The organism is Blastococcus litoris (assembly GCF_003075095.1).
Lineage (GTDB): Bacteria > Actinomycetota > Actinomycetes > Mycobacteriales > Geodermatophilaceae > Blastococcus_B > Blastococcus_B litoris.
In genome coordinates, this window is the sequence record NZ_QCZF01000003.1 from 427,118 (window position 1) to 448,933 (window position 21,816).

The window sequence follows — 21,816 nt, forward strand, 5'->3', positions numbered from 1 at the left end:
GCCCTGAGCAGTCAGGGCCGGCCGGCCACCACCTTTCGATCAGAAGTTCCGTAACGAGCCCCGGAAAGGGGTCATCAACTTGCTGGACGTCAACTTCTTCGACGAGTTGCGCATCGGCCTGGCCACCGGCGACGACATCCGCCAGTGGTCGCACGGTGAGGTGAAGAAGCCCGAGACCATCAACTACCGGACCCTGCGTCCGGAGAAGGACGGTCTCTTCTGCGAGAAGATCTTCGGTCCCACCCGGGACTGGGAGTGCTACTGCGGTAAGTACAAGCGGGTCCGGTTCAAGGGCATCATCTGCGAGCGCTGCGGCGTCGAGGTGACCCGTGCCAAGGTCCGCCGCGAGCGGATGGGCCACATCGAGCTGGCCGCTCCGGTCACCCACATCTGGTTCTTCAAGGGCGTCCCCTCGCGCCTGGGCTACCTGCTCGACCTGGCGCCCAAGGACCTCGAGAAGATCATCTACTTCGCGGCCTACCTGATCACCACGGTGGACGACGAGGCGCGCCACCGCGACCTCCCGACCATCGAGGCCGAGATCAGCGCCGAGAAGTCCAACCTCGAGGGCCGGCGCGACGCCGACGTCGAGGCCCGTCAGCAGAAGCTCGAGGCCGACCTGGCCGAGCTCGAGGCCGAGGGTGCCAAGTCCGACGTCCGCCGCAAGGTGCGCGAGGGCGGCGAGCGCGAGATGCGCCAGCTGCGCGACCGCGCCCAGCGGGAGATCGACCGCCTCGAGGAGGTGCTCGACACCTTCCGCAAGCTGGAGGTCAAGCAGCTCATCGCCGACGAGGGCCTCTACCGCGAGCTGCGCGACCGCTTCGGTGAGTACTTCGAGGGCGGCATGGGTGCCGCGGCGCTGCAGAAGCTGCTCGCCGACTTCGACCTCGACGCCGAGGCCGTCTCGCTGCGCGAGACCATCCGCAGCGGCAAGGGCCAGCGCAAGCTGCGGGCCCTCAAGCGGCTCAAGGTCGTGGCCGCCTTCCAGCAGACCCGCAACTCGCCCATGGGCATGGTGCTGGACTGCGTCCCGGTCATCCCGCCGGACCTGCGCCCCATGGTGCAGCTCGACGGTGGCCGCTTCGCGACCAGCGACATGAACGACCTGTACCGCCGCGTGATCAACCGGAACAACCGGCTGAAGCGTCTGCTCGACCTCGGCGCGCCCGAGATCATCGTGAACAACGAGAAGCGGATGCTCCAGGAGTCCGTGGACGCGCTGTTCGACAACGGCCGTCGCGGCCGGCCGGTCACCGGCCCGGGCAACCGTCCCCTGAAGTCCCTGAGCGACCTGCTCAAGGGCAAGCAGGGCCGGTTCCGCCAGAACCTGCTCGGCAAGCGCGTCGACTACTCGGGCCGTTCGGTCATCGTCGTCGGCCCGCAGCTGAAGCTGCACCAGTGCGGTCTGCCGAAGCAGATGGCGCTCGAGCTCTTCAAGCCCTTCGTCATGAAGCGGCTGGTCGACCTCAACCACGCGCAGAACATCAAGTCCGCCAAGCGCATGGTCGAGCGCGCCCGCCCCGTCGTGTGGGACGTGCTCGAGGAGGTCATCACCGAGCACCCGGTGCTGCTCAACCGCGCGCCGACGCTGCACCGCCTGGGCATCCAGGCCTTCGAGCCGCAGCTGGTCGAGGGCAAGGCCATCCAGATCCACCCGCTCGTCTGCACCGCGTTCAACGCGGACTTCGACGGTGACCAGATGGCGGTGCACCTGCCGCTGTCGGCCGAGGCCCAGGCCGAGGCCCGGATCCTGATGCTGTCGAGCAACAACATCCTGTCGCCGGCCGACGGTCGTCCGATCACCGCGCCGACCCAGGACATGGTGCTGGGCCTGTACCACCTGACGACCCTGGTGCCCTCGCGGCACGAGGCCGACGGTGGCCAGCCTGCTGCCTACTCGTCCGCCGCCGAGGCCCTCATGGCCTACGACATGGGCGCCCTGGGCCTGCAGGAGCGTGCGCTGATCCGCCTCGACGAGGTGTTCGGCGTCGACAACGGCAAGGTCAACGAGGCGTGGACGCAGCCCGAGGACTGGACCCCCGGCCAGCCGGCCGTGGTGGAGACCAGCCTGGGTCGGGTGCTGTTCAACGAGGCACTGCCCGAGGACTACCGCTTCGTCAACTACCAGGTGCCGAAGAAGGAGCTCGGGGCGATCGTCAACGACCTCGCCGAGCGCTACCCCAAGGTGCAGGTCGCGGCGACGCTGGACGCCCTCAAGGCGGCCGGCTTCCGCTGGGCCACCCGCTCGGGCGTCACGATCGCCATCGACGACGTCGTCACCCCGCCGGTCAAGCAGGAGATCCTGGACCGGCACGAGGACGAGGCCGCCAAGATCGAGCGCCAGTACGAGCGCGGTGTCATCACCGACGCCGAGCGTCGTGGTGAGCTCATCGAGATCTGGACCCGCGCGCGGGCCGAGGTCAGCCAGGCGATGGTGGACAACTTCCCGACCACCAACCCGGTCTGGGTCATGGTCAACTCGGGCGCCCGAGGCAACATGATGCAGATCAGCCAGATCGCCGGTATGCGAGGGCTCGTCGCCAACCCGAAGGGCGAGATCATCCCGCGGCCGATCAAGGCCAACTTCCGGGAGGGTCTGTCCGTGCTGGAGTACTTCATCTCCACGCACGGTGCCCGCAAGGGTCTGGCCGACACGGCGCTGCGCACCGCCGACTCCGGGTACCTCACCCGCCGGTTGGTCGACGTCTCGCAGGACGTCATCATCCGCGAGGAGGACTGCGGCACCGACCGCGGCGTCATCATGCCGATCGGCACGGTCGTCGACGGCAAGGTCGTCCGTGACGCCCACGTGGAGACCAGCGTCTACGCCCGCGCCCTGTCCGCCGACGTGGTGGCCGAGGACGGGACGGTCATCGCCGAGGCGAACGCCGACCTGGGTGACGTGCTGATCCAGCAGCTGATCGACGCCGGGGTGTCCGAGGTCAAGGTCCGCGTGGTGCTCACCTGCGAGTCGCTGCTCGGCACCTGCGCCACCTGCTACGGCCGCTCGCTCGCGACCGGCAAGCTGGTGGACGTCGGCGAGGCGGTCGGCATCATCGCCGCCCAGTCGATCGGCGAGCCCGGCACGCAGCTGACGATGCGCACCTTCCACACCGGTGGTGTCGCGGGTGAGGACATCACCCACGGTCTGCCGCGTGTGGTGGAGCTCTTCGAGGCCCGCGTCCCCAAGGGCAAGGCCCCGATCGCCGAGCTGGCCGGCACGATCCGCGTGGAGGACGGCGAGCAGTTCCGCAAGCTGACCATCACGCCGGACGACGGGTCCGACGAGGTCGTCATCGACAAGCTGTCGCGTCGCTCGCGGCTGCGGATCGAGGACGGCGCGCACGTCGAGGTCGGCGAGCAGCTGACCGAGGGTGCCGTCGACCCGCACGAGGTGCTGCGGATCATGGGCCCCCGCGAGGTGCAGCTGCACCTGGTCCGCGAGGTCCAGGAGGTCTACCGGAGCCAGGGTGTGTCGATCCACGACAAGCACATCGAGGTGATCATCCGCCAGATGCTGAAGCGGGTGACCATCATCGACTCGGGCGCGACGGAGTTCCTGCCCGGTGCGCTGGTCGAGCGGACGCTGTTCGAGACCGAGAACCGCCGCGTCGTCGCCGAGGGCGGCGAGCCGGCCTCGGCCCGCCCGGTGCTCATGGGCATCACCAAGGCCTCGCTCGCGACCGAGTCGTGGCTGTCGGCGGCCTCCTTCCAGGAGACGACGAAGGTGCTCACCGACGCCGCGATCCAGGGCAAGAGCGACAGCCTGCTCGGGCTCAAGGAGAACGTGATCATCGGAAAGCTGATCCCGGCGGGTACGGGCATCAGCCGCTACCGGAACATCACGGTCGAGCCGACCGAGGAGGCGCGTGCCGCCGTCTACACCATGGCCGGCTACGACGACGGGCAGTACTACAGCCCGGACGTCTTCGGTCAGGGCTCCGGCGAGGCCGTGCGCCTCGAGGAGTACGACTGGCGGGGCTGAGCGCCCTGGCTGAGTGACGAAAGGGCCCCCAGGTCGACAGACCTGGGGGCCCTTTCGCGTGCCCGGCCGCCCGGAACGATCAGGTCACCTGATCGTTCCGGGTCCTGGCTCACGGTGGACGGTGAGCCAGGACCCGGAACGGTGAGCCAGGACGGTGGGGTTAGCTGCTCAGCCGCTTCATGGTCTCGACGGTCTTGAGGCGGGCCTCGCGGCTCCCGTCGAGGGGCTGCAACATCAGCGTCGTGACGCCGGCCTCGGCGAAGGCGGCGATCCGCTCGGCGACGTAGGACTCCGGCCCGATCAGGGACGACGCGCGCACCAGGTCGTCCGGGACGAGCGCCGCGGCCTCGTCCTTCTTGCCGTCCAGGTAGAGGTCCTGGATGGTCTTCGCCTCGGCCTCGTAGCCGTACCGCACGGCGAGGTCGTTGTAGAAGTTCTTGCCGCGCGCGCCCATGCCGCCGATGTAGAGGGCCAGCGCCGGCTTCACGAACTCCAGCAGCGGCTCGACGTCGTCGCCGATGGCCACCGGGACGCCGGTGATGACCTGCAGCTCGCCCAGCCCCGGGTCGCGCTTGGCCTTGCCCGCGGCGAGCGAGTCGCCCCACACCGAGGCGGCCTTCTCCGGGTAGAAGAAGATCGGCTCCCACGCCTCGGCGATCTCGGCGGCCAGCTCGACGTTCTTCGGGCCGAGGGCGGCCAGCATGACCGGGATCCGCTCGCGGACCGGCGTGTTGATCAGCTTGAGCGGCTTGCCCAACCCGGTGCCCTGGTCGGCCGGCAGCGGGATCGAGTACTTCTTGCCCTGGTGGTCGAGGCGCTCGCGGCGCCACACCTGGCGGCAGATCTCCACGACCTCCCGGGTGCGCTGCAGGGGGGCGTCGTAGGGGACGCCGTGCCAGCCCTCGATGACCTGCGGGCCCGAGGCGCCCAGGCCCAGGGTGAAGCGGCCGCCGGAGACGAAGTCGAGGCCGGCCGCCGTCATCGCGGTCAGGGCGGGCGTGCGGCTGTAGATGGGGAAGATGGCGCTGAGCAGCTCGACCCGCTCGGTCACCGCCGCCAGGTAGCCGAGCTGGCTCACCGCGTCGAACGTGTAGACCTCGGCGACCGCCGCGATGTCGAGGCCCGCGGACTCGAGGTCGCGGATCTCGGCCGCCGTCTCCTGGAACCCGCCGCTGTAGCTCGCCTGGATGCCGATGCGCACGTGCACTCCCTCGGTCGTGCGGCGCCCTCGTCGGCGCCTCGGGGCACGCTATCGGCTGCCCGCCGGCGCGTTCAGAGGGGTCGCACGACGCCGATCACCTCGGTGACCACGCGGACGCCGTCGACGTCGCCGGGCACGCGGGGTGCCACGGCGGCGTCGGCCAGGTCGACCTTGACGACGTAGCCGCTCTCGCGGCGGGACAGGCCGATGCCGACGACGCCGGGGTCGCCGGAGAGGCGCGCGGCCAGGGCGCTCTTGGCGGCGCGCGCGGCGGCCCGGTCGGTCATGGGCCCATCGTGCCCCGCCGCCGCGATCGGCGACAGCGTCAGCCGCTCACCCAGGTGACCCCGAGGGCCGACAGGACGATCGCCAGCGGGTTGGCGAAGGTGACGCCGGTACCGCCCGAGCCGCCGGTCGCACTGCCGGCGAAGAGGAGGGCGACCGGTGCGCGGTCGCGGCTGCGCCAGATGACCGACCCGCTGTCCCCACCGGCGCTGAACGCCCCGGTTCGCCCCTCGATCTCGATCTGGTCGTCGAACCGGTACACCGCGTCGTCGTACTGAACCGCGACCCCGTCCACCTCGACCGCGGTGATGCGCCCGGTCGTGTGCCCGGTCGTCCGGCCGACCTTCTCGACGGCCTCGTCGGGGTCCACGTCGAGGCCGGCGGGAACGGTGCCGAGCAGTGGGCCGCCGGGCAGGTCACCCGGCTCCGCGGCGACCCCGTCGTCCAGGACCGCGACGGCGGCGTCGACCAGGTTCGCGCCATCGGCGACCATGCGCTGGACGGCGGTCAGCGCGGCCACCCGGTCCTGCGGCGTGCCGCCGTCGGCCGGACCGGGCTGCAGGACGGCGTCCCCGAGGGCGGCGGCGTTGCTCGCCGCCAGCACGTGGTTGTTGGACAGGACCGCCAGCCCCGCCGGGGTTCGCACGAAGCCGCCCAGCGTGCCCGCGGTCACCGATCGGTGCGCGACCGACAGCCCGGGGCGCAGGGGCCGCAGGCGGCGCTGCAGGTCGGCGGGCGAGGTCAGCGAGCGCACCGGACCGATCACCCTGACGTCGAGCTGGGCCTCCGCCACGCGGCCGAGGTCGGGCAGGAGCGCGCGGTCGTCCTCCCGCTGGAGGCGCACGGCCACCCGGGCCCCGTCGCCCGTCGGCCTCAGACCGACGGCCACCCAGGGCCACGGGGCGTCGTGCCCGGCCGCCTGGCTGGACGCCTCCACGGCCGACGGCAGGCGCTCGAGGATGCGGGCCTTGAGCTCGCGGGCGGCATCGGGGTCCAACGGTCCTCCAGGGCGCAGGTGGCGGGTGCCGGGGGCGGGGGAGAGGGACGCTAGGGCCCGGGTACGACGTTCCCGGTCGCCGCGCGGCGTACTCCCCATCGCGGCGCGTCAGGGGTAACGTCCGCCCTGCCGCCGGGAGCCCCCCGGACGAGATCCGAGGACCGGGAAGACAACCGGTCCGGGGGTCGTTGTCACGGGTGTCGTCCGCCCCGGTGGACGACGGCCGACCACCGGCTGCGTGTGTGAGGGACCCGGCTTTGACCGGTCTCCAGCGCACGGGTATCGTGGTCTGCTGTGCCCAGGGTGCCCTGGGCCTGCTCCCGTTCGCGGTGCGCCTGGGTGACCTTCGGGTCGCCGGGGACCGCCCCCCGGTTCCGCCGGAGGGTGGCGGCGCCGAGTCGCGAGGGGCGACCGAATCCGGTCCGACGAACATCGGCCGGTCTCGGGTCGGGCGACACGCCCGACCGCGGGGACCGGAGGGTGCCTGGCGGCCAGAATCGGGAAGGTCCGAGAGGGCCCGGCACCCGCAGCACCGCCAGTCATCAACACGACCAAGACAGCACCACCCCAGCGCAGGTAGGAGATCCAGGCCACCCATGCCCACGATCAACCAGCTGGTCCGCAAGGGCCGCGAGGACAAGGTCGAGAAGACCAAGACTCCGGCGCTGAAGGGTTCGCCCCAGCGTCGCGGAGTCTGCACGCGCGTCTACACGACGACGCCGAAGAAGCCGAACTCGGCGCTGCGCAAGGTCGCTCGCGTCCGCCTCACCAGTGGCATCGAGGTGACCGCCTACATCCCGGGCGTCGGCCACAACCTGCAGGAGCACTCGATGGTGCTCGTGCGCGGCGGCCGTGTGAAGGACCTCCCCGGCGTGCGCTACAAGATCATCCGTGGCTCGCTGGACACCCAGGGTGTCCGCAACCGCAAGCAGGCCCGCAGCCGCTACGGCGCGAAGAAGGAGAAGAGCTAATGCCGCGCAAGGGCCCTGCCCCGAAGCGTCCGCTCGTCGCCGACCCGGTGTACCAGTCGCCGCTGGTGACCCAGCTGGTGAACAAGGTGCTCGTCGACGGCAAGCGCTCGGTCGCCGAGGCGATCGTCTACGGCGCCCTCGAGGGCTGCCGCGCCAAGAGCGACACCGACCCGGTCGTCACGCTCAAGCGCGCGCTGGACAACGTGAAGCCGGCCCTCGAGGTCCGCAGCCGCCGCGTCGGTGGCGCGACCTACCAGGTCCCGGTCGAGGTCCGTCCCTCGCGGAGCACCACGCTCGGCCTGCGCTGGCTGATCCAGTACAGCCGGGCCCGTCGCGAGAAGACGATGACCGAGCGCCTCATGAACGAGCTGCTCGACGCGAGCAACGGCCTCGGTGCTGCCGTCAAGCGGCGCGAGGACACGCACAAGATGGCCGAGTCGAACAAGGCCTTCGCGCACTACCGCTGGTAACCACCGGCGCCCGCCGCCCGCGGGACACCGGGCGACCCCCGGACGACCCGCACGCGGACCGCAACGAAGAGGAGTAGGACATGGCCAACAAGGCCGAGCTCGCCAAGACCCGCAACATCGGGATCATGGCGCACATCGACGCCGGCAAGACCACGACGACGGAGCGCATCCTCTTCTACACCGGTATCACGTACAAGATCGGTGAGGTCCACGACGGCGCGGCCACGATGGACTGGATGGAGCAGGAGCAGGAGCGCGGCATCACCATCACGTCGGCCGCGACGAAGTGCACCTGGAACGGCTACGACATCAACATCATCGACACCCCCGGGCACGTCGACTTCACCGTCGAGGTGGAGCGGTCGCTGCGGGTGCTCGACGGTGCCGTCGCCGTCTACGACGGTGTCGCCGGCGTCGAGCCGCAGACCGAGCAGGTCTGGCGGCAGGCGGAGAAGTACGGCGTCCCGCGCATGTGCTTCGTCAACAAGCTCGACCGCACCGGTGCGAACTTCTTCCGCTGCGTCGACATGATGGTGGAGCGCCTCGCGGCGAACCCGCTCGTGCTCCAGCTGCCCATCGGTGCCGAGGCCGACTTCATCGGCGTCGTCGACCTGGTGCAGATGCGCGCGCTCACCTGGCGCGGCGAGACGAAGATGGGCGAGGACTACGCCGTCGAGGAGATCCCGGCCGAGCTCGCCGACCAGGCCGCCGAGTACCGCGAGAAGCTGCTCGAGGGCATCGCCGACTTCGACGACGAGCTCATGGAGTCCTACCTCGGTGGCGAGGAGATCTCCGTCGAGCGCCTCAAGGCCGCGATCCGCAAGGCCACGATCGGTGGCCAGGTCAACCCGGTCCTCACCGGCACCGCGTTCAAGAACAAGGGCGTCCAGCCCCTGCTCGACGCGGTCACGGACTACCTGCCCAGCCCGCTGGACATCGAGGCGATCGTCGGCACCGCGCTCGACGGCGAGACCGAGGTCCTGCGGCACGCCGACGAGGACGAGCCCTTCTCCGCGCTGGCCTTCAAGATCCAGACCGACCAGCACCTCGGCAAGCTCACCTACGTCCGCGTGTACTCGGGCAAGCTCGACGCCGGCTCCCCGGTGCTCAACAGCACCAAGGACCGCAAGGAGCGGGTCGGCAAGATCTACCAGATGCACGCGAACAAGCGCGAGGAGCGCCAGGGCGTCGGCGCCGGCGAGATTGTCGCCGTCAACGGCCTGAAGCAGACCACGACGGGTGACACGCTCTCCGACCCGCAGAAGCCGGTCATCCTCGAGTCGATGACGTTCCCCGCGCCGGTCATCTCGGTCGCCATCGAGCCCAAGACGAAGGGCGACCAGGAGAAGCTGGGCACGGCCATCCAGAAGCTGGCCGAGGAGGACCCGACCTTCCAGGTCAAGCTGGACGAGGAGACCGGTCAGACGGTCATCTCCGGCATGGGCGAGCTCCACCTGGAGATCCTCGTCGACCGCATGCGGCGCGAGTTCAAGGTCGAGGCCAACGTCGGCAAGCCGCAGGTGGCCTACCGCGAGACGATCCGCAAGGCGGCCGAGAAGGTCGACTACACCCACAAGAAGCAGACGGGTGGGTCCGGCCAGTTCGCCAAGGTGCAGGTCACGATCGAGCCCCTCGAGGTCACGGCCGACGGCCCGACCTACGAGTTCGTCAACGCCGTGACCGGTGGGCGCGTCCCGCGGGAGTACATCCCGTCGGTCGACGCCGGCATGCAGGACGCCATGCAGTACGGCATCCTCGCCGGCTACCCGATGGTCGGCGTCAAGGCCACCCTCATCGACGGCCAGTACCACGAGGTCGACTCCTCGGAGATGGCCTTCAAGATCGCCGGCTCGATGGTCTTCAAGGAGGCCGCCCGCAAGGCCAGCCCGGCCCTGCTCGAGCCGATGATGGCCGTCGAGGTCGTCACCCCCGAGGACTACATGGGTGACGTCATCGGTGACCTGAACTCCCGCCGCGGGACCATCCAGGCGATGGAGGAGCGCTCCGGCGCCCGAGTCGTCCGGGCCCTGGTGCCGCTGTCGGAGATGTTCGGCTACGTGGGCGACCTGCGCAGCCGCACCCAGGGGCGGGCGAGCTACACCATGGTGTTCGACTCGTACGCCGAGGTCCCGGCCAACGTCGCCAAGGAGATCATCGCCAAGGCGACCGGCGAGTAACCCCGGCACCACCCGAGCACTACCGCAAGCCCCAGAGCACGCGCACGACTGCGAAGACACGAAGAGAGGAACCCAGTGGCCAAGGCCAAGTTCGAGCGGACCAAGCCGCACGTCAACATCGGCACCATCGGGCACATCGACCACGGGAAGACGACGCTGACCGCGGCGATCACCAAGGTCCTGCACGACAAGTACCCGGACCTCAACGAGGCGTCCGCCTTCGACCAGATCGACAAGGCGCCCGAGGAGAAGGCCCGCGGCATCACGATCTCGATCGCCCACGTCGAGTACCAGACGGAGAACCGTCACTACGCGCACGTGGACTGCCCGGGTCACGCCGACTACATCAAGAACATGATCACCGGTGCGGCGCAGATGGACGGCGCCATCCTGGTGGTCGCGGCGACCGACGGCCCCATGCCGCAGACCAAGGAGCACGTCCTCCTGGCCCGCCAGGTCGGCGTCCCCTACATCGTGGTGGCCCTCAACAAGGCCGACATGGTGGACGACGAGGAGATCCTCGAGCTCGTCGAGCTCGAGGTCCGCGAGCTGCTCTCCGAGTACGAGTTCCCGGGCGACGACGTCCCCGTGGTCCGCGTCTCCGCGCTCAAGGCCCTCGAGGGCGACGCCGAGTGGGGCGACAAGCTCATGGAGCTGATGAACGCCGTCGACACCGCGATCCCGGAGCCGGAGCGCGAGATCGACAAGCCGTTCCTCATGCCCGTCGAGGACGTCTTCACCATCACCGGTCGTGGCACGGTCGTGACCGGCCGCGTCGAGCGTGGCATCGTCAAGGTCTCCGAGGAGATCGAGATCGTCGGTATCCGCGAGGGTTCGACGAAGACGACCGTCACCGGCGTCGAGATGTTCCGCAAGCTGCTCGACCAGGGCCAGGCCGGTGACAACGTCGGTCTGCTCCTCCGCGGCATCAAGCGCGAGGACGTGGAGCGCGGCCAGGTCGTCGTGAAGCCCGGCTCGATCACCCCGCACACCAACTTCGAGGGTTCGGTCTACATCCTCTCGAAGGACGAGGGTGGCCGTCACACGCCGTTCTTCAACAACTACCGTCCCCAGTTCTACTTCCGGACGACGGACGTCACCGGCGTGGTCACGCTGCCCGCGGGCACCGAGATGGTCATGCCCGGCGACAACACCGAGATGACGGTGGAGCTCATCCAGCCCATCGCCATGGAGGAGGGCCTCCGGTTCGCCATCCGTGAGGGTGGCCGCACCGTCGGCGCCGGCCGGGTCACCAAGATCCTCAAGTAACACCCCCCGGTGGGCGGCGGCCGCAGGTCGGCCGCCGCCCACCACCGGGTCCTCGCGGACCCACCCCCGGGTCAGCAGACCCACTCGAACTTTCACAACCGATCGGCAGGAGCAGAAGACAGCGATGGCGGGACAGAAGATCCGCATCCGGCTGAAGGCCTATGACCACGAGGCGATCGACGCCTCGGCGCGGCGCATCGTGGAGACGGTCACCAAGACCGGAGCGCGTGTGGTCGGCCCGGTGCCTCTGCCGACGGAGAAGAACGTGTACGCGGTGATCCGTTCGCCGCACAAGTACAAGGACTCGTTCGAGCACTTCGAGATGCGCACGCACAAGCGGCTCATCGACATCCTCGACCCGACGCCGAAGACGGTCGACGCGCTCATGCGCATCGACCTGCCGGCCTCGGTCGACGTCAACATCCAGTAAGGGCAGTCAGCAGACATGGCGAGCACATTTCGCGGTCTCCTCGGCGAGAAGCTGGGGATGACCCAGGTTTTCGACGAGAACAACCGCCTCGTGCCGGTGACCGTCGTCAAGGCGGGCCCGTGTGTGGTGACCCAGGTGCGCACCCCCGAGGTCGACGGCTACTCGGCCGTCCAGCTCGGGTTCGGTGAGATCGACCCGCGCAAGGTGAACCGTCCCGAGGGCGGGCACTTCACCAAGGCGGGCGTCACGCCGCGGCGGCACCTGGTCGAACTGCGCACCGAGGACGCCGGCGACTACACGGTCGGCCAGGAGCTGACCGCCGACGTGTTCGACGGCGTGGCCAAGGTCGACGTCATCGGCACCAGCAAGGGCAAGGGCACCGCCGGCGTCATGAAGCGTCACGGCTTCAAGGGCCTCGGCGCGTCGCACGGCACCCAGCGCAAGCACCGGTCGCCCGGTTCCATCGGTGGCGCGTCCACCCCGGGCCGCGTGTTCAAGGGCCTGAAGATGGCCGGCCGCATGGGTGCGGTGAAGACGACCACGCTCTCGCTGGTCGTGCACAAGGTCGACGCGGAGCGCGGGCTCATCCTGATCAAGGGTGCGGTCCCCGGTCCCAAGGGCGGTCTCGTCCTGGTCCGCTCCGCGGTCAAGGGCGGCCCCGTGGGGAGTGACAAGAAGTGAGCCAGTCGATCGAGACGCGCACCGACCGCCAGGTCGACGTCCGCACCCCGGCGGGGGAGACCACCGGCAGCGTGACGCTGCCCGGTGAGCTCTTCGACGCGGACGCGAACGTCTCCCTGATGCACCAGGTCGTCGTCGCGCAGCTCGCCGCCGCCCGCCAGGGCACGCACTCGACCAAGACCCGTGGTCAGGTCAGCGGTGGTGGCGCCAAGCCGTACCGGCAGAAGGGCACCGGCCGCGCCCGTCAGGGCTCGACCCGCGCGCCGCAGTTCGCCGGCGGTGGCATCGTGCACGGCCCGACGCCGCGCGACTACACGAAGAAGACCCCGAAGAAGATGAAGGCCGCCGCCCTGCGCGGTGCCCTCTCCGACCGGGCCCGCGAGGGCCGGGTGCACGTGGTCTCCGCCTTCGTCGACGGCGACGCCCCGAAGACCAAGGCCGCCCTGGCGACCCTCAACGCGGTGACCCAGGCGCAGCGGGTCCTGGTCGTGCTCGACCGGGACGACGTCCTCAACTGGGTCAGCCTGCGCAACGCGCCGCAGGTGCACCTGATCGAGGCCGGTCAGCTCAACACCTACGACGTGCTGGTGGCCGACGAGGTCGTCTTCACGGAGTCGGCGCTGGCCGAGTACGTCGAGGGCCGCAGCGGCGGTGCCGCCAAGCCCGACGTCTCGACCCGTGTGACTCCGGGTGGGCTCCCGTCGGTGGCTCCCGCCGAGGGCGAGGGCACCGTCGAGACCGCTGCCGAGGCCCCGGCCAAGAAGGCGGCCGCCAAGAAGGCGCCGGCGAAGAAGGCCGCGGCCGCCGAGGCCGAGGTCCCGGCGACGAAGGCCGCTGCCAAGAAGGCGCCGGCCAAGAAGGCTGCTCCCGACACCGCCGACGAGGCCGCCAAGGCCCCCGTCGAGCAGGCCGAAGCCGCCAACGCCGGCCCTGACGCGACCGCGCCCAGCGAGGACGGCACCACCGAGACCACCGAGGAGCAGGCATGAGCGTCCGCGACCCCCGGGACGTCCTGCTCGCCCCGGTCATCTCCGAGAAGAGCTACGGGCTGCTCGACGGCAACCAGTACACCTTCATCGTGCTGCCCGAGGCGAACAAGACCCAGATCAAGATCGCTGTCGAGCAGATCTTCAACGTAAAGGTCCTCGGCGTGAACACGATCAACCGCCAGGGCAAGCGCAAGCGCAGCCGGGGCACGCAGATGGGGCGGCGCAAGAACACCAAGCGCGCCATCGTCTCCGTCGCTCCCGGCGACCGCATCGAGATCTTCGGGGGCCCGGGCGCCTGACGCGCCCGGACCCACGGACCAGAGATAGAGACAGGGACTGAGTCAGCAATGGCTATCCGTAAGTACAAGCCGACGACGCCGGGCCGCCGCGGCTCCAGCGTCGCCGACTTCGCCGAGGTCACCCGCGACCATCCCGAGAAGTCGCTGGTCCGGCCGCTGCACGGCCGCGGTGGGCGCAACGTCCACGGCAAGGTCACCGCTCGCCACCAGGGTGGCGGTCACAAGCGGGCCTACCGGCTGATCGACTTCCGCCGGGCCGACAAGGACGGCGTGCCCGCCAAGGTCGCGCACATCGAGTACGACCCGAACCGCACGTCGCGGATCGCCCTCCTGCACTTCGCGGACGGCGAGAAGCGCTACATCATCGCGCCGGCCCGCCTCAAGCAGGGCGACACGGTGGAGTGCGGCCCCTCGGCCGACATCAAGCCGGGCAACAACCTGCCGCTGCGGAACATCCCCGTCGGCACCGTCGTTCACGCCATCGAGCTCCGTCCCGGTGGCGGCGCGAAGATCGCCCGTTCCGCGGGTACCAGCGTCCAGCTGGTCGCCCGTGAAGGTCGCTTCGCGCAGCTGCGCATGCCGTCGGGCGAGATCCGCAACGTCGACGTGCGCTGCCGCGCCACCGTCGGCGAGGTGGGCAACGCCGAGCAGTCGAACATCAACTGGGGCAAGGCCGGCCGCATGCGGTGGAAGGGCAAGCGCCCGACCGTCCGCGGTGTCGCCATGAACCCGGTCGACCACCCGCACGGTGGCGGTGAGGGCAAGACCTCCGGTGGTCGCCACCCGGTGAACCCGAAGGGCAAGCCGGAGGGCCGGACGCGCAAGCGGAAGGCCAGTGATGCCCTGATCGTGCGCCGCCGGCGCACCAACAAGAAGCGCTGAGCGGGATAGGAGCCGACAGACATGCCACGCAGCCTGAAGAAGGGCCCGTTCGTCGACGACCACCTGCTCGCCAAGGTGGACGCGCAGAACGCCAAGGGCACCAAGAACGTGATCCGCACCTGGTCGCGTCGTTCCACGATCATCCCGGACATGCTCGGCCACACCCTGGCCGTGCACGACGGTCGCAAGCACGTCCCGGTCTTCGTGACCGAGGCGATGGTCGGGCACAAGCTCGGCGAGTTCGCGCCCACCCGCACGTTCCGTGGGCACATCAAGGACGACCGCCGCTCGCGGCGGGGCTGACCAGGTAGAGAGAGATTCAGATGACTTCCCAGTTGGGACAGGAGGCGCCGGTCGCCCGGGCTACGGCCCGGTTCGTCCGCGTGACCCCCATGAAGGCCCGCCGGGTGGTGGACCTGATCCGCTACCTGCCCACGGACGAGGCCCTGGCCCTGCTCCGCTTCGCGCCGCAGAGCGCCAGCGAGCCGGTGGCCAAGGTCGTCGCCAGCGCGGTGGCCAACGCCGAGCACAACCTGCAGCTCGACCCGGCCGCGCTGGTCGTCAGCGCCGCCTACGTCGACGAGGGCCCCACCCTCAAGCGGATCCGTCCGCGTGCGCAGGGCCGGGCGTTCCGCATCAACAAGCGGACCAGCCACATCACCGTCGAGGTGAGCGAGGTCGCCTCCAGCGACGTCCTCGCGCAGAAGTCGCGCAAGGCTCGCCGGGACACCGGTCAGTCCGGCCCGGCGACCCAGCAGAACAACACGAGGGGAGGGACCCGCTAGTGGGTCAGAAGGTCAACCCGCACGGGTTCCGGCTCGGGATCACCACCGACTACAAGTCCCGGTGGTACGCGGACAAGCTGTACAAGGACTACGTCAAGGAAGACGTCGCGATCCGCAAGCTCATGTCCAAGGGCATGGAGCGGGCCGGCATCTCCAAGGTCGAGATCGAGCGCACCCGTGACCGGGTCCGCGTCGACATCCACACCGCCCGGCCGGGCATCGTCATCGGCCGTCGCGGCGCGGAGGCCGACCGCATCCGCGGCGAGCTCGAGAAGCTCACCGGCAAGCAGGTGCAGCTGAACATCCTCGAGGTCAAGAACCCCGAGTCCGACGCCCAGCTCGTCGCCCAGGGCGTCGCCGAGCAGCTGTCCAGCCGCGTCAGCTTCCGCCGCGCCATGCGCAAGGCCATGCAGTCGGCCCAGCGCAGCCCGCAGGTCAAGGGCATCCGGGTCCAGTGCTCGGGTCGCCTCGGCGGCACCGAGATGAGCCGGTCGGAGTTCTACCGCGAGGGCCGGGTGCCGCTGCACACGCTCCGCGCGAACATCGACTACGGCATCTACGAGGCCCGCACGACCTTCGGCCGCATCGGCGTGAAGGTGTGGATCTACAAGGGTGACGTCAGCGGCTCGCGCGCCGAGCGGGAGGCCCTGGCGGCCCTCGCGGAGCGTCAGCAGCGCCGTGAGCGGGCCCAGCGCCCGCAGCGTCGTTCGGGTTCGTCCGGCACCACCGCCGGCGGGACCGAGGCCGGCCGCGCCGCCGTCGAGTCCTCGACCGGCCCGGCCACCGACACCGCCGAGAGCACCGTCGCCGTCACGTCCGGCGACGTCGCTCCCGAGACGACCGTCGCCGAGGTCGCCGGTCCGGAGGCCACTCCCGCCGTGGAGCAGGCCGCCGAGACCACCGCGACCGAGACGACCGAGAACACGGAGAGCTGACCCATGCTCATCCCACGGCGCGTCAAGCACCGCAAGCAGCACCACCCCGACCGTGGCGGTCGCGCCAAGGGCGGCACCGCGATCAACTTCGGTGAGTACGCGATCCAGGCCCTCGAGCCCGCCTACGTGACGAACCGGCAGATCGAGTCCGCCCGTATCGCCATGACCCGGCACATCAAGCGTGGCGGAAAGGTGTGGATCTCGATCTACCCGGACCGTCCGCTCACCAAGAAGCCGGCCGAGACCCGCATGGGTTCCGGCAAGGGTTCGCCCGAGTGGTGGGTCGCCAACGTCAAGCCCGGCCGCATCATGTTCGAGCTGTCGGGTGTCGCCGAGCCGGTGGCGCGCGAGGCCATGCGCCGCGCGATCCACAAGCTCCCGATGAAGTGCCGCTTCATCACGCGTGAAGGGGAAGTGTGATGGCCGCCGGTCTGACCGCTCCGGAGCTGCGCGAGCTCTCTGCCGACGAGCTCGCCTCGCGGCTGCGTGAGTCGAAGGAAGAACTGTTCAACCTGCGGTTCCAGGTGGCCACCGGCCAGCTGGACAACAACCGGCGACTGCAGACCGTCCGCCGCGACATCGCCCGGATCTACACGATCATGCGCGAGCGCGAGCTGGGTCTCTCGGTCGCCCCGAACGAGGGTGTGGCATGAGCGAGACCCAGGAAGCCTCGGGCCCCGGCCTGGCCGGCCGCGGGTACCGGAAGGTCCGCGAGGGCCTGGTGGTCAGCGACAAGATGGAGAAGACCATCGTCGTCGAGGTGGAGGACCGCGTGAAGCACGCCCTCTACGGCAAGGTCATCCGCCGGACCAGCAAGCTCAAGGTCCACGACGAGCAGAACGTCGCCGGCATCGGTGACCGCGTGCAGATCATGGAGACCCGGCCGACGTCGGCTACCAAGCGGTGGCGGCTGGTCGAGATCCTCGAGAAGGCCAAGTAAGGGCGGTCCTCCGGGGCCGTAGCACAACACCAGAGCGATACGCGTACTCTGGACGACTGGCGCGCACCGTGTCCCCTTCACGGGGGCCGCGCGCCGCATCCCGGTACCCGTGCTTCGGACGCACCGGCGGCCACGCCGCCGGTGCGTCCGCACGCGGATGCCGGACAGCCGGTTCACCGTTCCGGCCCGGCTGTCACCACAAGATTTGGGAGTAGGACGTGATCCAGCAGGAGTCGCGGCTGCGAGTCGCCGACAACACCGGTGCGAAGGAGATCCTCTGCATCCGCGTGCTCGGCGGCTCCGGGCGACGCTACGCGGGCATCGGCGACGTCATCGTCGGCACCGTCAAGGACGCGCTGCCGGGTGCCGGCGTCAAGAAGGGCGACGTGGTCAAGGCCGTCGTCGTCCGCACGGTGAAGGAGCGGCGTCGTCCCGACGGCTCCTACATCCGCTTCGACGAGAACGCCGCGGTCATCATCCGCGACAGCGGCGACCCGCGCGGTACGCGCATCTTCGGCCCCGTCGGCCGGGAGCTCCGCGACAAGCGCTTCATGCGGATCATCTCGCTCGCTCCGGAGGTGCTGTGAGCCATGGCTGACAACAAGAAGACGCCGTCCATGAAGGTCAAGAAGGGTGACACCGTCGTCGTCCTGTCCGGCAAGGACAAGGGTGCGAAGGGTCGCGTCATCGCCGCCTACCCCAAGGACCAGCGCGTGCTGGTCGAGGGCGTGGGCCGCGTGAAGAAGCACACCCGCATCTCCTCGACGCAGCGCGGCGCCCAGCAGGGCGGCATCGTGACGCAGGAGGCTCCCATCCACGTGAGCAACGTGATGGTGATCGACTCCGAGGACAAGCCGACCCGGGTCGGTTACCGCAAGGACGACAACGGCCGCAGCATCCGGGTCTCGCGGCGCACCGGTAAGGACCTCTGAACGCCATGAGTGCACCCACGCGTGAGCTGCCCCGCATGCTCGCCCACTACCGCGAGAACATCGCGCCGGCGCTGCAGTCGGAGTTCAACTTCGACAACGTCATGCAGATCCCGCGCCTGACGAAGATCGTCGTCAACATGGGCGTCGGCGAGGCCACCAAGGACGCCAAGCTGATGGACGGCGCCGTCCGCGACCTGACCGCGATCACCGGCCAGAAGCCGGCCGTCGTCCGGGCCCGCAAGTCCATCGCGCAGTTCAAGCTGCGCGAGGGCATGCCGATCGGCGCGAAGGTCACCCTCCGCGGCGACCGGATGTGGGAGTTCCTGGACCGGCTGCTGTCGCTGGCCCTGCCCCGCATCCGCGACTTCCGCGGCCTGAACCCCAAGCAGTTCGACGGCCACGGCAACTACACCTTCGGCCTCAACGAGCAGTCCATGTTCCGCGAGATCGACGTCGACAAGATCGACCGGCAGCGCGGCATGGACATCACCCTGGTCACCACCGCCACGAACGACGAGGAAGGTCGCGAGCTGCTCCGCCAGCTCGGCTTCCCCTTCGGCGGCTCGCCCGTCGTGACCACCATCCGCTGAGCCGGTAGGAGACAACCATGGCCAAGAAGGCTCTGATCAACAAGGCGGCCCGCAAGCCGAAGTTCGCCGTCCGCGGGTACACCCGCTGCCAGCGGTGCGGCCGTCCGCACTCGGTCTTCCGCAAGTTCGGCCTGTGCCGGATCTGCCTGCGGGAGATGGCCCACGCCGGGGAGCTCCCGGGCGTGCGCAAGTCCAGCTGGTAACACCCGGCCGGGGCACCAGCCCCGGTCACCACAGCACCACTGATCGCCGAGAGGCCCGGCGCCAAGTCCCCGAGACCCAGCGCACGAGGAACCGCGGCGAGAGAGGCACCACCTGACATGACGATGACCGACCCGATCGCGGACATGCTCACGCGTCTGCGGAACGCCAACCAGGCGTACCACGACAGCACGGTCATGCCGTCCTCGAAGCTCAAGACGCACATCGCCGAGATCCTCCAGCAGGAGGGCTACATCGCCGGCTGGAACGTCTCGGACGTCGAGAAGGACGGCAGCACCTTCAAGCAGCTGACGATCGACCTGAAGTACGGCCCCAACCGCGAGCGCAGCATCGCCGGTGTCCGGCGCGTCTCGAAGCCCGGTCTGCGGGTCTACGCGAAGTCGAACTCGCTGCCGAAGGTCCTCGGCGGGCTCGGGGTGGCGATCATCTCGACGTCCACCGGGCTGCTGACCGACAAGCAGGCGAACAAGAAGGGCGTGGGTGGGGAAGTCCTCGCCTACGTCTGGTAAGGGAGCGAACGACAGATGTCACGAATCGGACGACTCCCGATCGCCGTGCCCAGCGGTGTCGAGGTCGCGATCGACGGCCAGACGGTCAACGTGAAGGGCCCCAAGGGCTCGCTGAGCCACACGGTCGCCTCGCCGATCACGGTCGAGCGCGACGAGGACGGCACGCTCCGCGTGCAGCGTCCCAACGACGAGCGTCAGAACCGGGCCCTCCACGGCCTGTCTCGGACGCTCATCGCCAACATGATCACCGGCGTCACCGAGGGGTACACCAAGACCCTCGAGATCGTCGGTGTCGGTTACCGCGTCCAGGCGCGCGGCTCGGACCTCGAGTTCGCCCTGGGCTTCAGCCACCCGGTGCCGGTGAAGGCCCCCGAGGGGATCTCCTTCGCCGTCGAGTCCCCCACCCGCCTGCGGGTCACGGGCATCGACAAGCAGCAGGTCGGCGAGGTCGCCGCCAAGATCCGCAAGATCCGCAAGCCCGACCCGTACAAGGGCAAGGGCGTGCGGTACCAGGGCGAGGTCGTCAAGCGCAAGGTCGGGAAGACGGGTAAGTGATGGCAACCGCAGAGAAGTCCGCTCGGGTGCACAAGCCCGTCGGCACCGACATCAGCACGGCCCGCCGCACCTCGCGGCTGCGCCGTCACAACCGCCTGCGCAAGCGCGTCACCGGTACGCCGGAGCGTCCCCGCCTGGTGGTCAAGCGCTCGTCGAGGCACATCCACGTGCAGCTCGTCGACGACACCGCCGGTCGCACGCTGGCCAGCGCCTCGACGATGGGCCTCCGCGGCGCGGAGGGCGACAAGTCCGCCCTCGCCCGTCAGGTGGGTGCCCAGATCGCCGAGCGCGCCAAGGCCGCCGGCGTGACCGCCGTCGTCTTCGACCGCGGGGGCAACCGGTACGCCGGTCGCATCGCCGCGCTCGCCGACGGGGCCCGCGAGGGCGGGCTGGACTTCTGATGACCAACCAGCAGATCGAGAGGGACGTCTGATGCCAGGACCACAGCGACGCGGCGGCGGCGCCGGCGGCGGTAACGACCGCCGCGACCGTCGTGACGGCGGGCGGGGCCCCGGTGGCGCTCCCGCCGAGAAGAGCAACTACATCGAGCGCGTGGTCGCCATCAACCGCGTGTCCAAGGTCGTCAAGGGTGGTCGGCGCTTCAGCTTCACCGCCCTGGTGATCGTGGGCGACGGCGACGGCAAGGTCGGCGTGGGCTACGGCAAGGCCAAGGAGGTGCCCGCGGCGATCGCCAAGGGCGTCGAGGAGGCCAAGAAGCACTTCTACACCGTGCCGCGCATCGCCAGCACCATCCCGCACCCGGTGCAGGGTGAGGCGGCCGCCGGTGTCGTGCTGCTCAAGCCGGCCAGCCCGGGTACCGGTGTCATCGCCGGTGGCCCGGTGCGTGCCGTCCTCGAGTGCGCCGGCATCCACGACGTGCTCTCGAAGAGCCTGGGTTCCTCGAACCCGATCAACATCGTGCACGCCACGATGCAGGCGCTGAAGGACCTCGTCCGCCCCGAGGAGATCGCGGCCCGCCGCGGTCTGCCGCTCGAGGACGTCGCCCCCGCCGCCATGCTGCGGGCGCGTGCGGGTCAGGGAGTCTGAGATGGCACAGCTCAAGATCACCCAGGTCAAGTCGGGGATCGGGCGCAAGCAGAACCAGCGCGAGACGCTGCGTTCGCTCGGGCTCAAGCGCATCCACGACTCGGTCGTGCAGGAGGACCGTCCCGAGATCCGCGGGATGGTCGCGACGGTGCCGCACCTCGTCACCGTCGAAGAAATCTGAGTAGGGACATCTCATGACTCTCAAGGTCCACCACCTGCGTCCGGCCCCGGGCGCCCACACCGCCAAGACCCGCGTGGGTCGCGGTGAGGGCTCCAAGGGCAAGACGGCCGGTCGCGGCACCAAGGGCACCGGCGCGCGGGGCAACACGCACGCGCGGTTCGAGGGTGGGCAGACCCCGCTGCACATGCGGCTGCCCAAGCTCTCCGGTTTCAAGAGCCCGAACAAGGTCGTCTTCCAGGTCGTCAACCTCGACCGGATCGCGGCGCTGTTCCCGCAGGGCGGGTCCGTGACCCCGGAGACGCTGGTCGAGGCCGGCGCCGTCCGCCGCAACCAGCCGGTCAAGGTCCTCGGCACCGGCGAACTCGGCGGTGTCAAGGTCGACGTCCAGGCGCACGCCTTCTCCGCGTCGGCTGCCGAGAAGATCGGCGCGGCCGGGGGCAGCACCACCGTTCTCTGAAGCACCCTCGACCCCCGGGACGCACGT

General features: G+C 69.7%; 29 protein-coding genes. 26 read left to right on the top strand and 3 right to left on the bottom strand.

Features of this window, described 5'->3' with window-relative positions:
* Positions 1-79: 79 nt before the first annotated feature.
* Complete coding sequence (locus tag DCS98_RS09205) at positions 80-3,985, top strand: DNA-directed RNA polymerase subunit beta' (RefSeq protein WP_116451050.1); 3,906 nt, start codon at positions 80-82, stop codon at positions 3,983-3,985.
* Between the two features lie 160 nt (positions 3,986-4,145).
* Here DCS98_RS09205 and DCS98_RS09210 read toward each other — a convergent pair whose 3' ends face one another.
* The 3 genes from DCS98_RS09210 to DCS98_RS09220 form a co-directional block, all read right to left on the bottom strand.
* A complete protein-coding gene (locus DCS98_RS09210) occupies positions 4,146-5,186 on the bottom strand; it encodes an LLM class F420-dependent oxidoreductase (protein ID WP_116451150.1) in 1,041 nt (346 codons plus the stop codon).
* A 71-nt stretch (positions 5,187-5,257) separates the two neighbouring features.
* The gene (locus tag DCS98_RS09215; RefSeq protein ID WP_116451051.1) at positions 5,258-5,473 is read right to left on the bottom strand and encodes a hypothetical protein; all 216 of its coding nucleotides are present in this window, start codon (positions 5,471-5,473) and stop codon (positions 5,258-5,260) included.
* A gap of 38 nt (positions 5,474-5,511) precedes the next feature.
* Complete coding sequence (locus DCS98_RS09220) at positions 5,512-6,468, bottom strand: chymotrypsin family serine protease (RefSeq protein ID WP_116451052.1); 957 nt, start codon at positions 6,466-6,468, stop codon at positions 5,512-5,514.
* 596 nt (positions 6,469-7,064) lie between these two features.
* Between DCS98_RS09220 and rpsL the strand changes: the two genes are divergently transcribed.
* From rpsL to rplO, 25 genes are all read left to right on the top strand, one after another.
* Positions 7,065-7,439 carry a 30S ribosomal protein S12 gene (gene rpsL, locus DCS98_RS09225; RefSeq protein WP_012950487.1) on the top strand — a complete coding sequence of 125 codons (375 nt, stop codon included), beginning with the start codon at positions 7,065-7,067 and terminating at the stop codon, positions 7,437-7,439.
* Positions 7,439-7,909 carry a 30S ribosomal protein S7 gene (gene rpsG, locus DCS98_RS09230; RefSeq protein ID WP_089336457.1) on the top strand — a complete coding sequence of 157 codons (471 nt, stop codon included), beginning with the start codon at positions 7,439-7,441 and terminating at the stop codon, positions 7,907-7,909. The genes rpsL and rpsG overlap by 1 nt, the downstream gene beginning before the upstream one ends.
* An 80-nt stretch (positions 7,910-7,989) precedes the next feature.
* Positions 7,990-10,086 carry an elongation factor G gene (fusA, locus tag DCS98_RS09235; RefSeq protein ID WP_116451053.1) on the top strand — a complete coding sequence of 699 codons (2,097 nt, stop codon included), beginning with the start codon at positions 7,990-7,992 and terminating at the stop codon, positions 10,084-10,086.
* 75 nt (positions 10,087-10,161) lie between these two features.
* The gene (gene tuf / locus DCS98_RS09240; protein ID WP_116451054.1) at positions 10,162-11,355 is read left to right on the top strand and encodes an elongation factor Tu; all 1,194 of its coding nucleotides are present in this window, start codon (positions 10,162-10,164) and stop codon (positions 11,353-11,355) included.
* Positions 11,356-11,479: 124 nt separating this feature from the next.
* Positions 11,480-11,785 (top strand): 30S ribosomal protein S10, encoded by a 306-nt coding sequence (rpsJ, locus tag DCS98_RS09245; protein ID WP_014377994.1) that lies wholly within the window; start codon positions 11,480-11,482, stop codon positions 11,783-11,785.
* A 15-nt stretch (positions 11,786-11,800) separates the two neighbouring features.
* The gene (gene rplC, locus DCS98_RS09250; RefSeq protein WP_116451055.1) at positions 11,801-12,466 is read left to right on the top strand and encodes a 50S ribosomal protein L3; all 666 of its coding nucleotides are present in this window, start codon (positions 11,801-11,803) and stop codon (positions 12,464-12,466) included.
* Complete coding sequence (gene rplD, locus DCS98_RS09255) at positions 12,463-13,455, top strand: 50S ribosomal protein L4 (RefSeq protein WP_241037405.1); 993 nt, start codon at positions 12,463-12,465, stop codon at positions 13,453-13,455. Before rplC ends, rplD begins: the two co-directional genes overlap by 4 nt.
* Entirely contained in the window at positions 13,452-13,754 is a 303-nt protein-coding gene (gene rplW / locus DCS98_RS09260; protein WP_116451056.1) for a 50S ribosomal protein L23, read from the top strand. The genes rplD and rplW overlap by 4 nt, the downstream gene beginning before the upstream one ends.
* A gap of 48 nt (positions 13,755-13,802) precedes the next feature.
* Complete coding sequence (gene rplB / locus DCS98_RS09265; RefSeq protein ID WP_089402108.1) at positions 13,803-14,636, top strand: 50S ribosomal protein L2; 834 nt, start codon at positions 13,803-13,805, stop codon at positions 14,634-14,636.
* 21 nt (positions 14,637-14,657) lie between these two features.
* Positions 14,658-14,939, top strand: a complete 282-nt coding sequence (gene rpsS, locus DCS98_RS09270) for a 30S ribosomal protein S19 (protein ID WP_089336464.1) — start codon at positions 14,658-14,660, stop codon at positions 14,937-14,939.
* 20 nt (positions 14,940-14,959) lie between these two features.
* Complete coding sequence (gene rplV / locus DCS98_RS09275; protein ID WP_116451057.1) at positions 14,960-15,421, top strand: 50S ribosomal protein L22; 462 nt, start codon at positions 14,960-14,962, stop codon at positions 15,419-15,421.
* Positions 15,421-16,356, top strand: a complete 936-nt coding sequence (rpsC, locus tag DCS98_RS09280; RefSeq protein WP_116451058.1) for a 30S ribosomal protein S3 — start codon at positions 15,421-15,423, stop codon at positions 16,354-16,356. The genes rplV and rpsC overlap by 1 nt, the downstream gene beginning before the upstream one ends.
* A 3-nt stretch (positions 16,357-16,359) precedes the next feature.
* Positions 16,360-16,776 carry a 50S ribosomal protein L16 gene (gene rplP, locus DCS98_RS09285; protein ID WP_089336467.1) on the top strand — a complete coding sequence of 139 codons (417 nt, stop codon included), beginning with the start codon at positions 16,360-16,362 and terminating at the stop codon, positions 16,774-16,776.
* Positions 16,776-17,009, top strand: a complete 234-nt coding sequence (gene rpmC / locus DCS98_RS09290) for a 50S ribosomal protein L29 (RefSeq protein WP_097194642.1) — start codon at positions 16,776-16,778, stop codon at positions 17,007-17,009. The genes rplP and rpmC overlap by 1 nt, the downstream gene beginning before the upstream one ends.
* Entirely contained in the window at positions 17,006-17,296 is a 291-nt protein-coding gene (gene rpsQ, locus DCS98_RS09295; RefSeq protein ID WP_116451059.1) for a 30S ribosomal protein S17, read from the top strand. The genes rpmC and rpsQ overlap by 4 nt, the downstream gene beginning before the upstream one ends.
* Before the next feature lie 218 nt (positions 17,297-17,514).
* Positions 17,515-17,883, top strand: coding sequence for a 50S ribosomal protein L14 (gene rplN / locus DCS98_RS09300; RefSeq protein ID WP_091929103.1), 369 nt, complete (start codon positions 17,515-17,517; stop codon positions 17,881-17,883).
* 3 nt (positions 17,884-17,886) lie between these two features.
* Positions 17,887-18,228, top strand: coding sequence for a 50S ribosomal protein L24 (gene rplX, locus DCS98_RS09305; protein WP_456556421.1), 342 nt, complete (start codon positions 17,887-17,889; stop codon positions 18,226-18,228).
* Between the two features lie 5 nt (positions 18,229-18,233).
* Positions 18,234-18,818 carry a 50S ribosomal protein L5 gene (rplE, locus tag DCS98_RS09310; RefSeq protein ID WP_116451060.1) on the top strand — a complete coding sequence of 195 codons (585 nt, stop codon included), beginning with the start codon at positions 18,234-18,236 and terminating at the stop codon, positions 18,816-18,818.
* A gap of 17 nt (positions 18,819-18,835) precedes the next feature.
* Complete coding sequence (locus DCS98_RS09315) at positions 18,836-19,021, top strand: type Z 30S ribosomal protein S14 (RefSeq protein ID WP_089336472.1); 186 nt, start codon at positions 18,836-18,838, stop codon at positions 19,019-19,021.
* A 117-nt stretch (positions 19,022-19,138) separates the two neighbouring features.
* Complete coding sequence (gene rpsH, locus DCS98_RS09320; RefSeq protein ID WP_116451061.1) at positions 19,139-19,549, top strand: 30S ribosomal protein S8; 411 nt, start codon at positions 19,139-19,141, stop codon at positions 19,547-19,549.
* 15 nt (positions 19,550-19,564) lie between these two features.
* The gene (gene rplF / locus DCS98_RS09325) at positions 19,565-20,104 is read left to right on the top strand and encodes a 50S ribosomal protein L6 (RefSeq protein ID WP_116451062.1); all 540 of its coding nucleotides are present in this window, start codon (positions 19,565-19,567) and stop codon (positions 20,102-20,104) included.
* A 26-nt stretch (positions 20,105-20,130) separates the two neighbouring features.
* A complete protein-coding gene (gene rplR, locus DCS98_RS09330; protein WP_476727143.1) occupies positions 20,131-20,505 on the top strand; it encodes a 50S ribosomal protein L18 in 375 nt (124 codons plus the stop codon).
* 31 nt (positions 20,506-20,536) lie between these two features.
* Positions 20,537-21,151, top strand: coding sequence for a 30S ribosomal protein S5 (rpsE, locus tag DCS98_RS09335; RefSeq protein ID WP_116451064.1), 615 nt, complete (start codon positions 20,537-20,539; stop codon positions 21,149-21,151).
* 1 nt (position 21,152) lies between these two features.
* Positions 21,153-21,332, top strand: coding sequence for a 50S ribosomal protein L30 (rpmD, locus tag DCS98_RS09340; protein ID WP_116451065.1), 180 nt, complete (start codon positions 21,153-21,155; stop codon positions 21,330-21,332).
* A 13-nt stretch (positions 21,333-21,345) separates the two neighbouring features.
* On the top strand, positions 21,346-21,789 hold the full coding sequence (gene rplO / locus DCS98_RS09345) for a 50S ribosomal protein L15 (RefSeq protein ID WP_116451066.1): 444 nt from the start codon (positions 21,346-21,348) through the stop codon (positions 21,787-21,789).
* The last annotated feature ends 27 nt before the right edge of the window (positions 21,790-21,816 follow it).

Bases quoted from the DNA above. Each gene is read 5' to 3' on its own strand.
- DCS98_RS09215 (WP_116451051.1), bottom strand. From the start codon at position 5,473: ATGACCGACCGGGCCGCCGCGCGCGCCGCCAAGAGCGCCCTGGCCGCG.
- rpsL (WP_012950487.1), top strand. From the start codon at position 7,065: ATGCCCACGATCAACCAGCTGGTCCGCAAGGGCCGCGAGGACAAGGTC.
- rpsG (WP_089336457.1), top strand. From the start codon at position 7,439: ATGCCGCGCAAGGGCCCTGCCCCGAAGCGTCCGCTCGTCGCCGACCCG.
- fusA (WP_116451053.1), top strand. From the start codon at position 7,990: ATGGCCAACAAGGCCGAGCTCGCCAAGACCCGCAACATCGGGATCATG.
- rpsJ (WP_014377994.1), top strand. From the start codon at position 11,480: ATGGCGGGACAGAAGATCCGCATCCGGCTGAAGGCCTATGACCACGAG.
- rplC (WP_116451055.1), top strand. From the start codon at position 11,801: ATGGCGAGCACATTTCGCGGTCTCCTCGGCGAGAAGCTGGGGATGACC.
- rplW (WP_116451056.1), top strand. From the start codon at position 13,452: ATGAGCGTCCGCGACCCCCGGGACGTCCTGCTCGCCCCGGTCATCTCC.
- rplB (WP_089402108.1), top strand. From the start codon at position 13,803: ATGGCTATCCGTAAGTACAAGCCGACGACGCCGGGCCGCCGCGGCTCC.
- rpsS (WP_089336464.1), top strand. From the start codon at position 14,658: ATGCCACGCAGCCTGAAGAAGGGCCCGTTCGTCGACGACCACCTGCTC.
- rplV (WP_116451057.1), top strand. From the start codon at position 14,960: ATGACTTCCCAGTTGGGACAGGAGGCGCCGGTCGCCCGGGCTACGGCC.
- rplP (WP_089336467.1), top strand. From the start codon at position 16,360: ATGCTCATCCCACGGCGCGTCAAGCACCGCAAGCAGCACCACCCCGAC.
- rpmC (WP_097194642.1), top strand. From the start codon at position 16,776: ATGGCCGCCGGTCTGACCGCTCCGGAGCTGCGCGAGCTCTCTGCCGAC.
- rpsQ (WP_116451059.1), top strand. From the start codon at position 17,006: ATGAGCGAGACCCAGGAAGCCTCGGGCCCCGGCCTGGCCGGCCGCGGG.
- rplX (WP_456556421.1), top strand. From the start codon at position 17,887: ATGGCTGACAACAAGAAGACGCCGTCCATGAAGGTCAAGAAGGGTGAC.
- rplE (WP_116451060.1), top strand. From the start codon at position 18,234: ATGAGTGCACCCACGCGTGAGCTGCCCCGCATGCTCGCCCACTACCGC.
- DCS98_RS09315 (WP_089336472.1), top strand. From the start codon at position 18,836: ATGGCCAAGAAGGCTCTGATCAACAAGGCGGCCCGCAAGCCGAAGTTC.
- rpsH (WP_116451061.1), top strand. From the start codon at position 19,139: ATGACGATGACCGACCCGATCGCGGACATGCTCACGCGTCTGCGGAAC.
- rplF (WP_116451062.1), top strand. From the start codon at position 19,565: ATGTCACGAATCGGACGACTCCCGATCGCCGTGCCCAGCGGTGTCGAG.
- rpsE (WP_116451064.1), top strand. From the start codon at position 20,537: ATGCCAGGACCACAGCGACGCGGCGGCGGCGCCGGCGGCGGTAACGAC.
- rpmD (WP_116451065.1), top strand. From the start codon at position 21,153: ATGGCACAGCTCAAGATCACCCAGGTCAAGTCGGGGATCGGGCGCAAG.
- rplO (WP_116451066.1), top strand. From the start codon at position 21,346: ATGACTCTCAAGGTCCACCACCTGCGTCCGGCCCCGGGCGCCCACACC.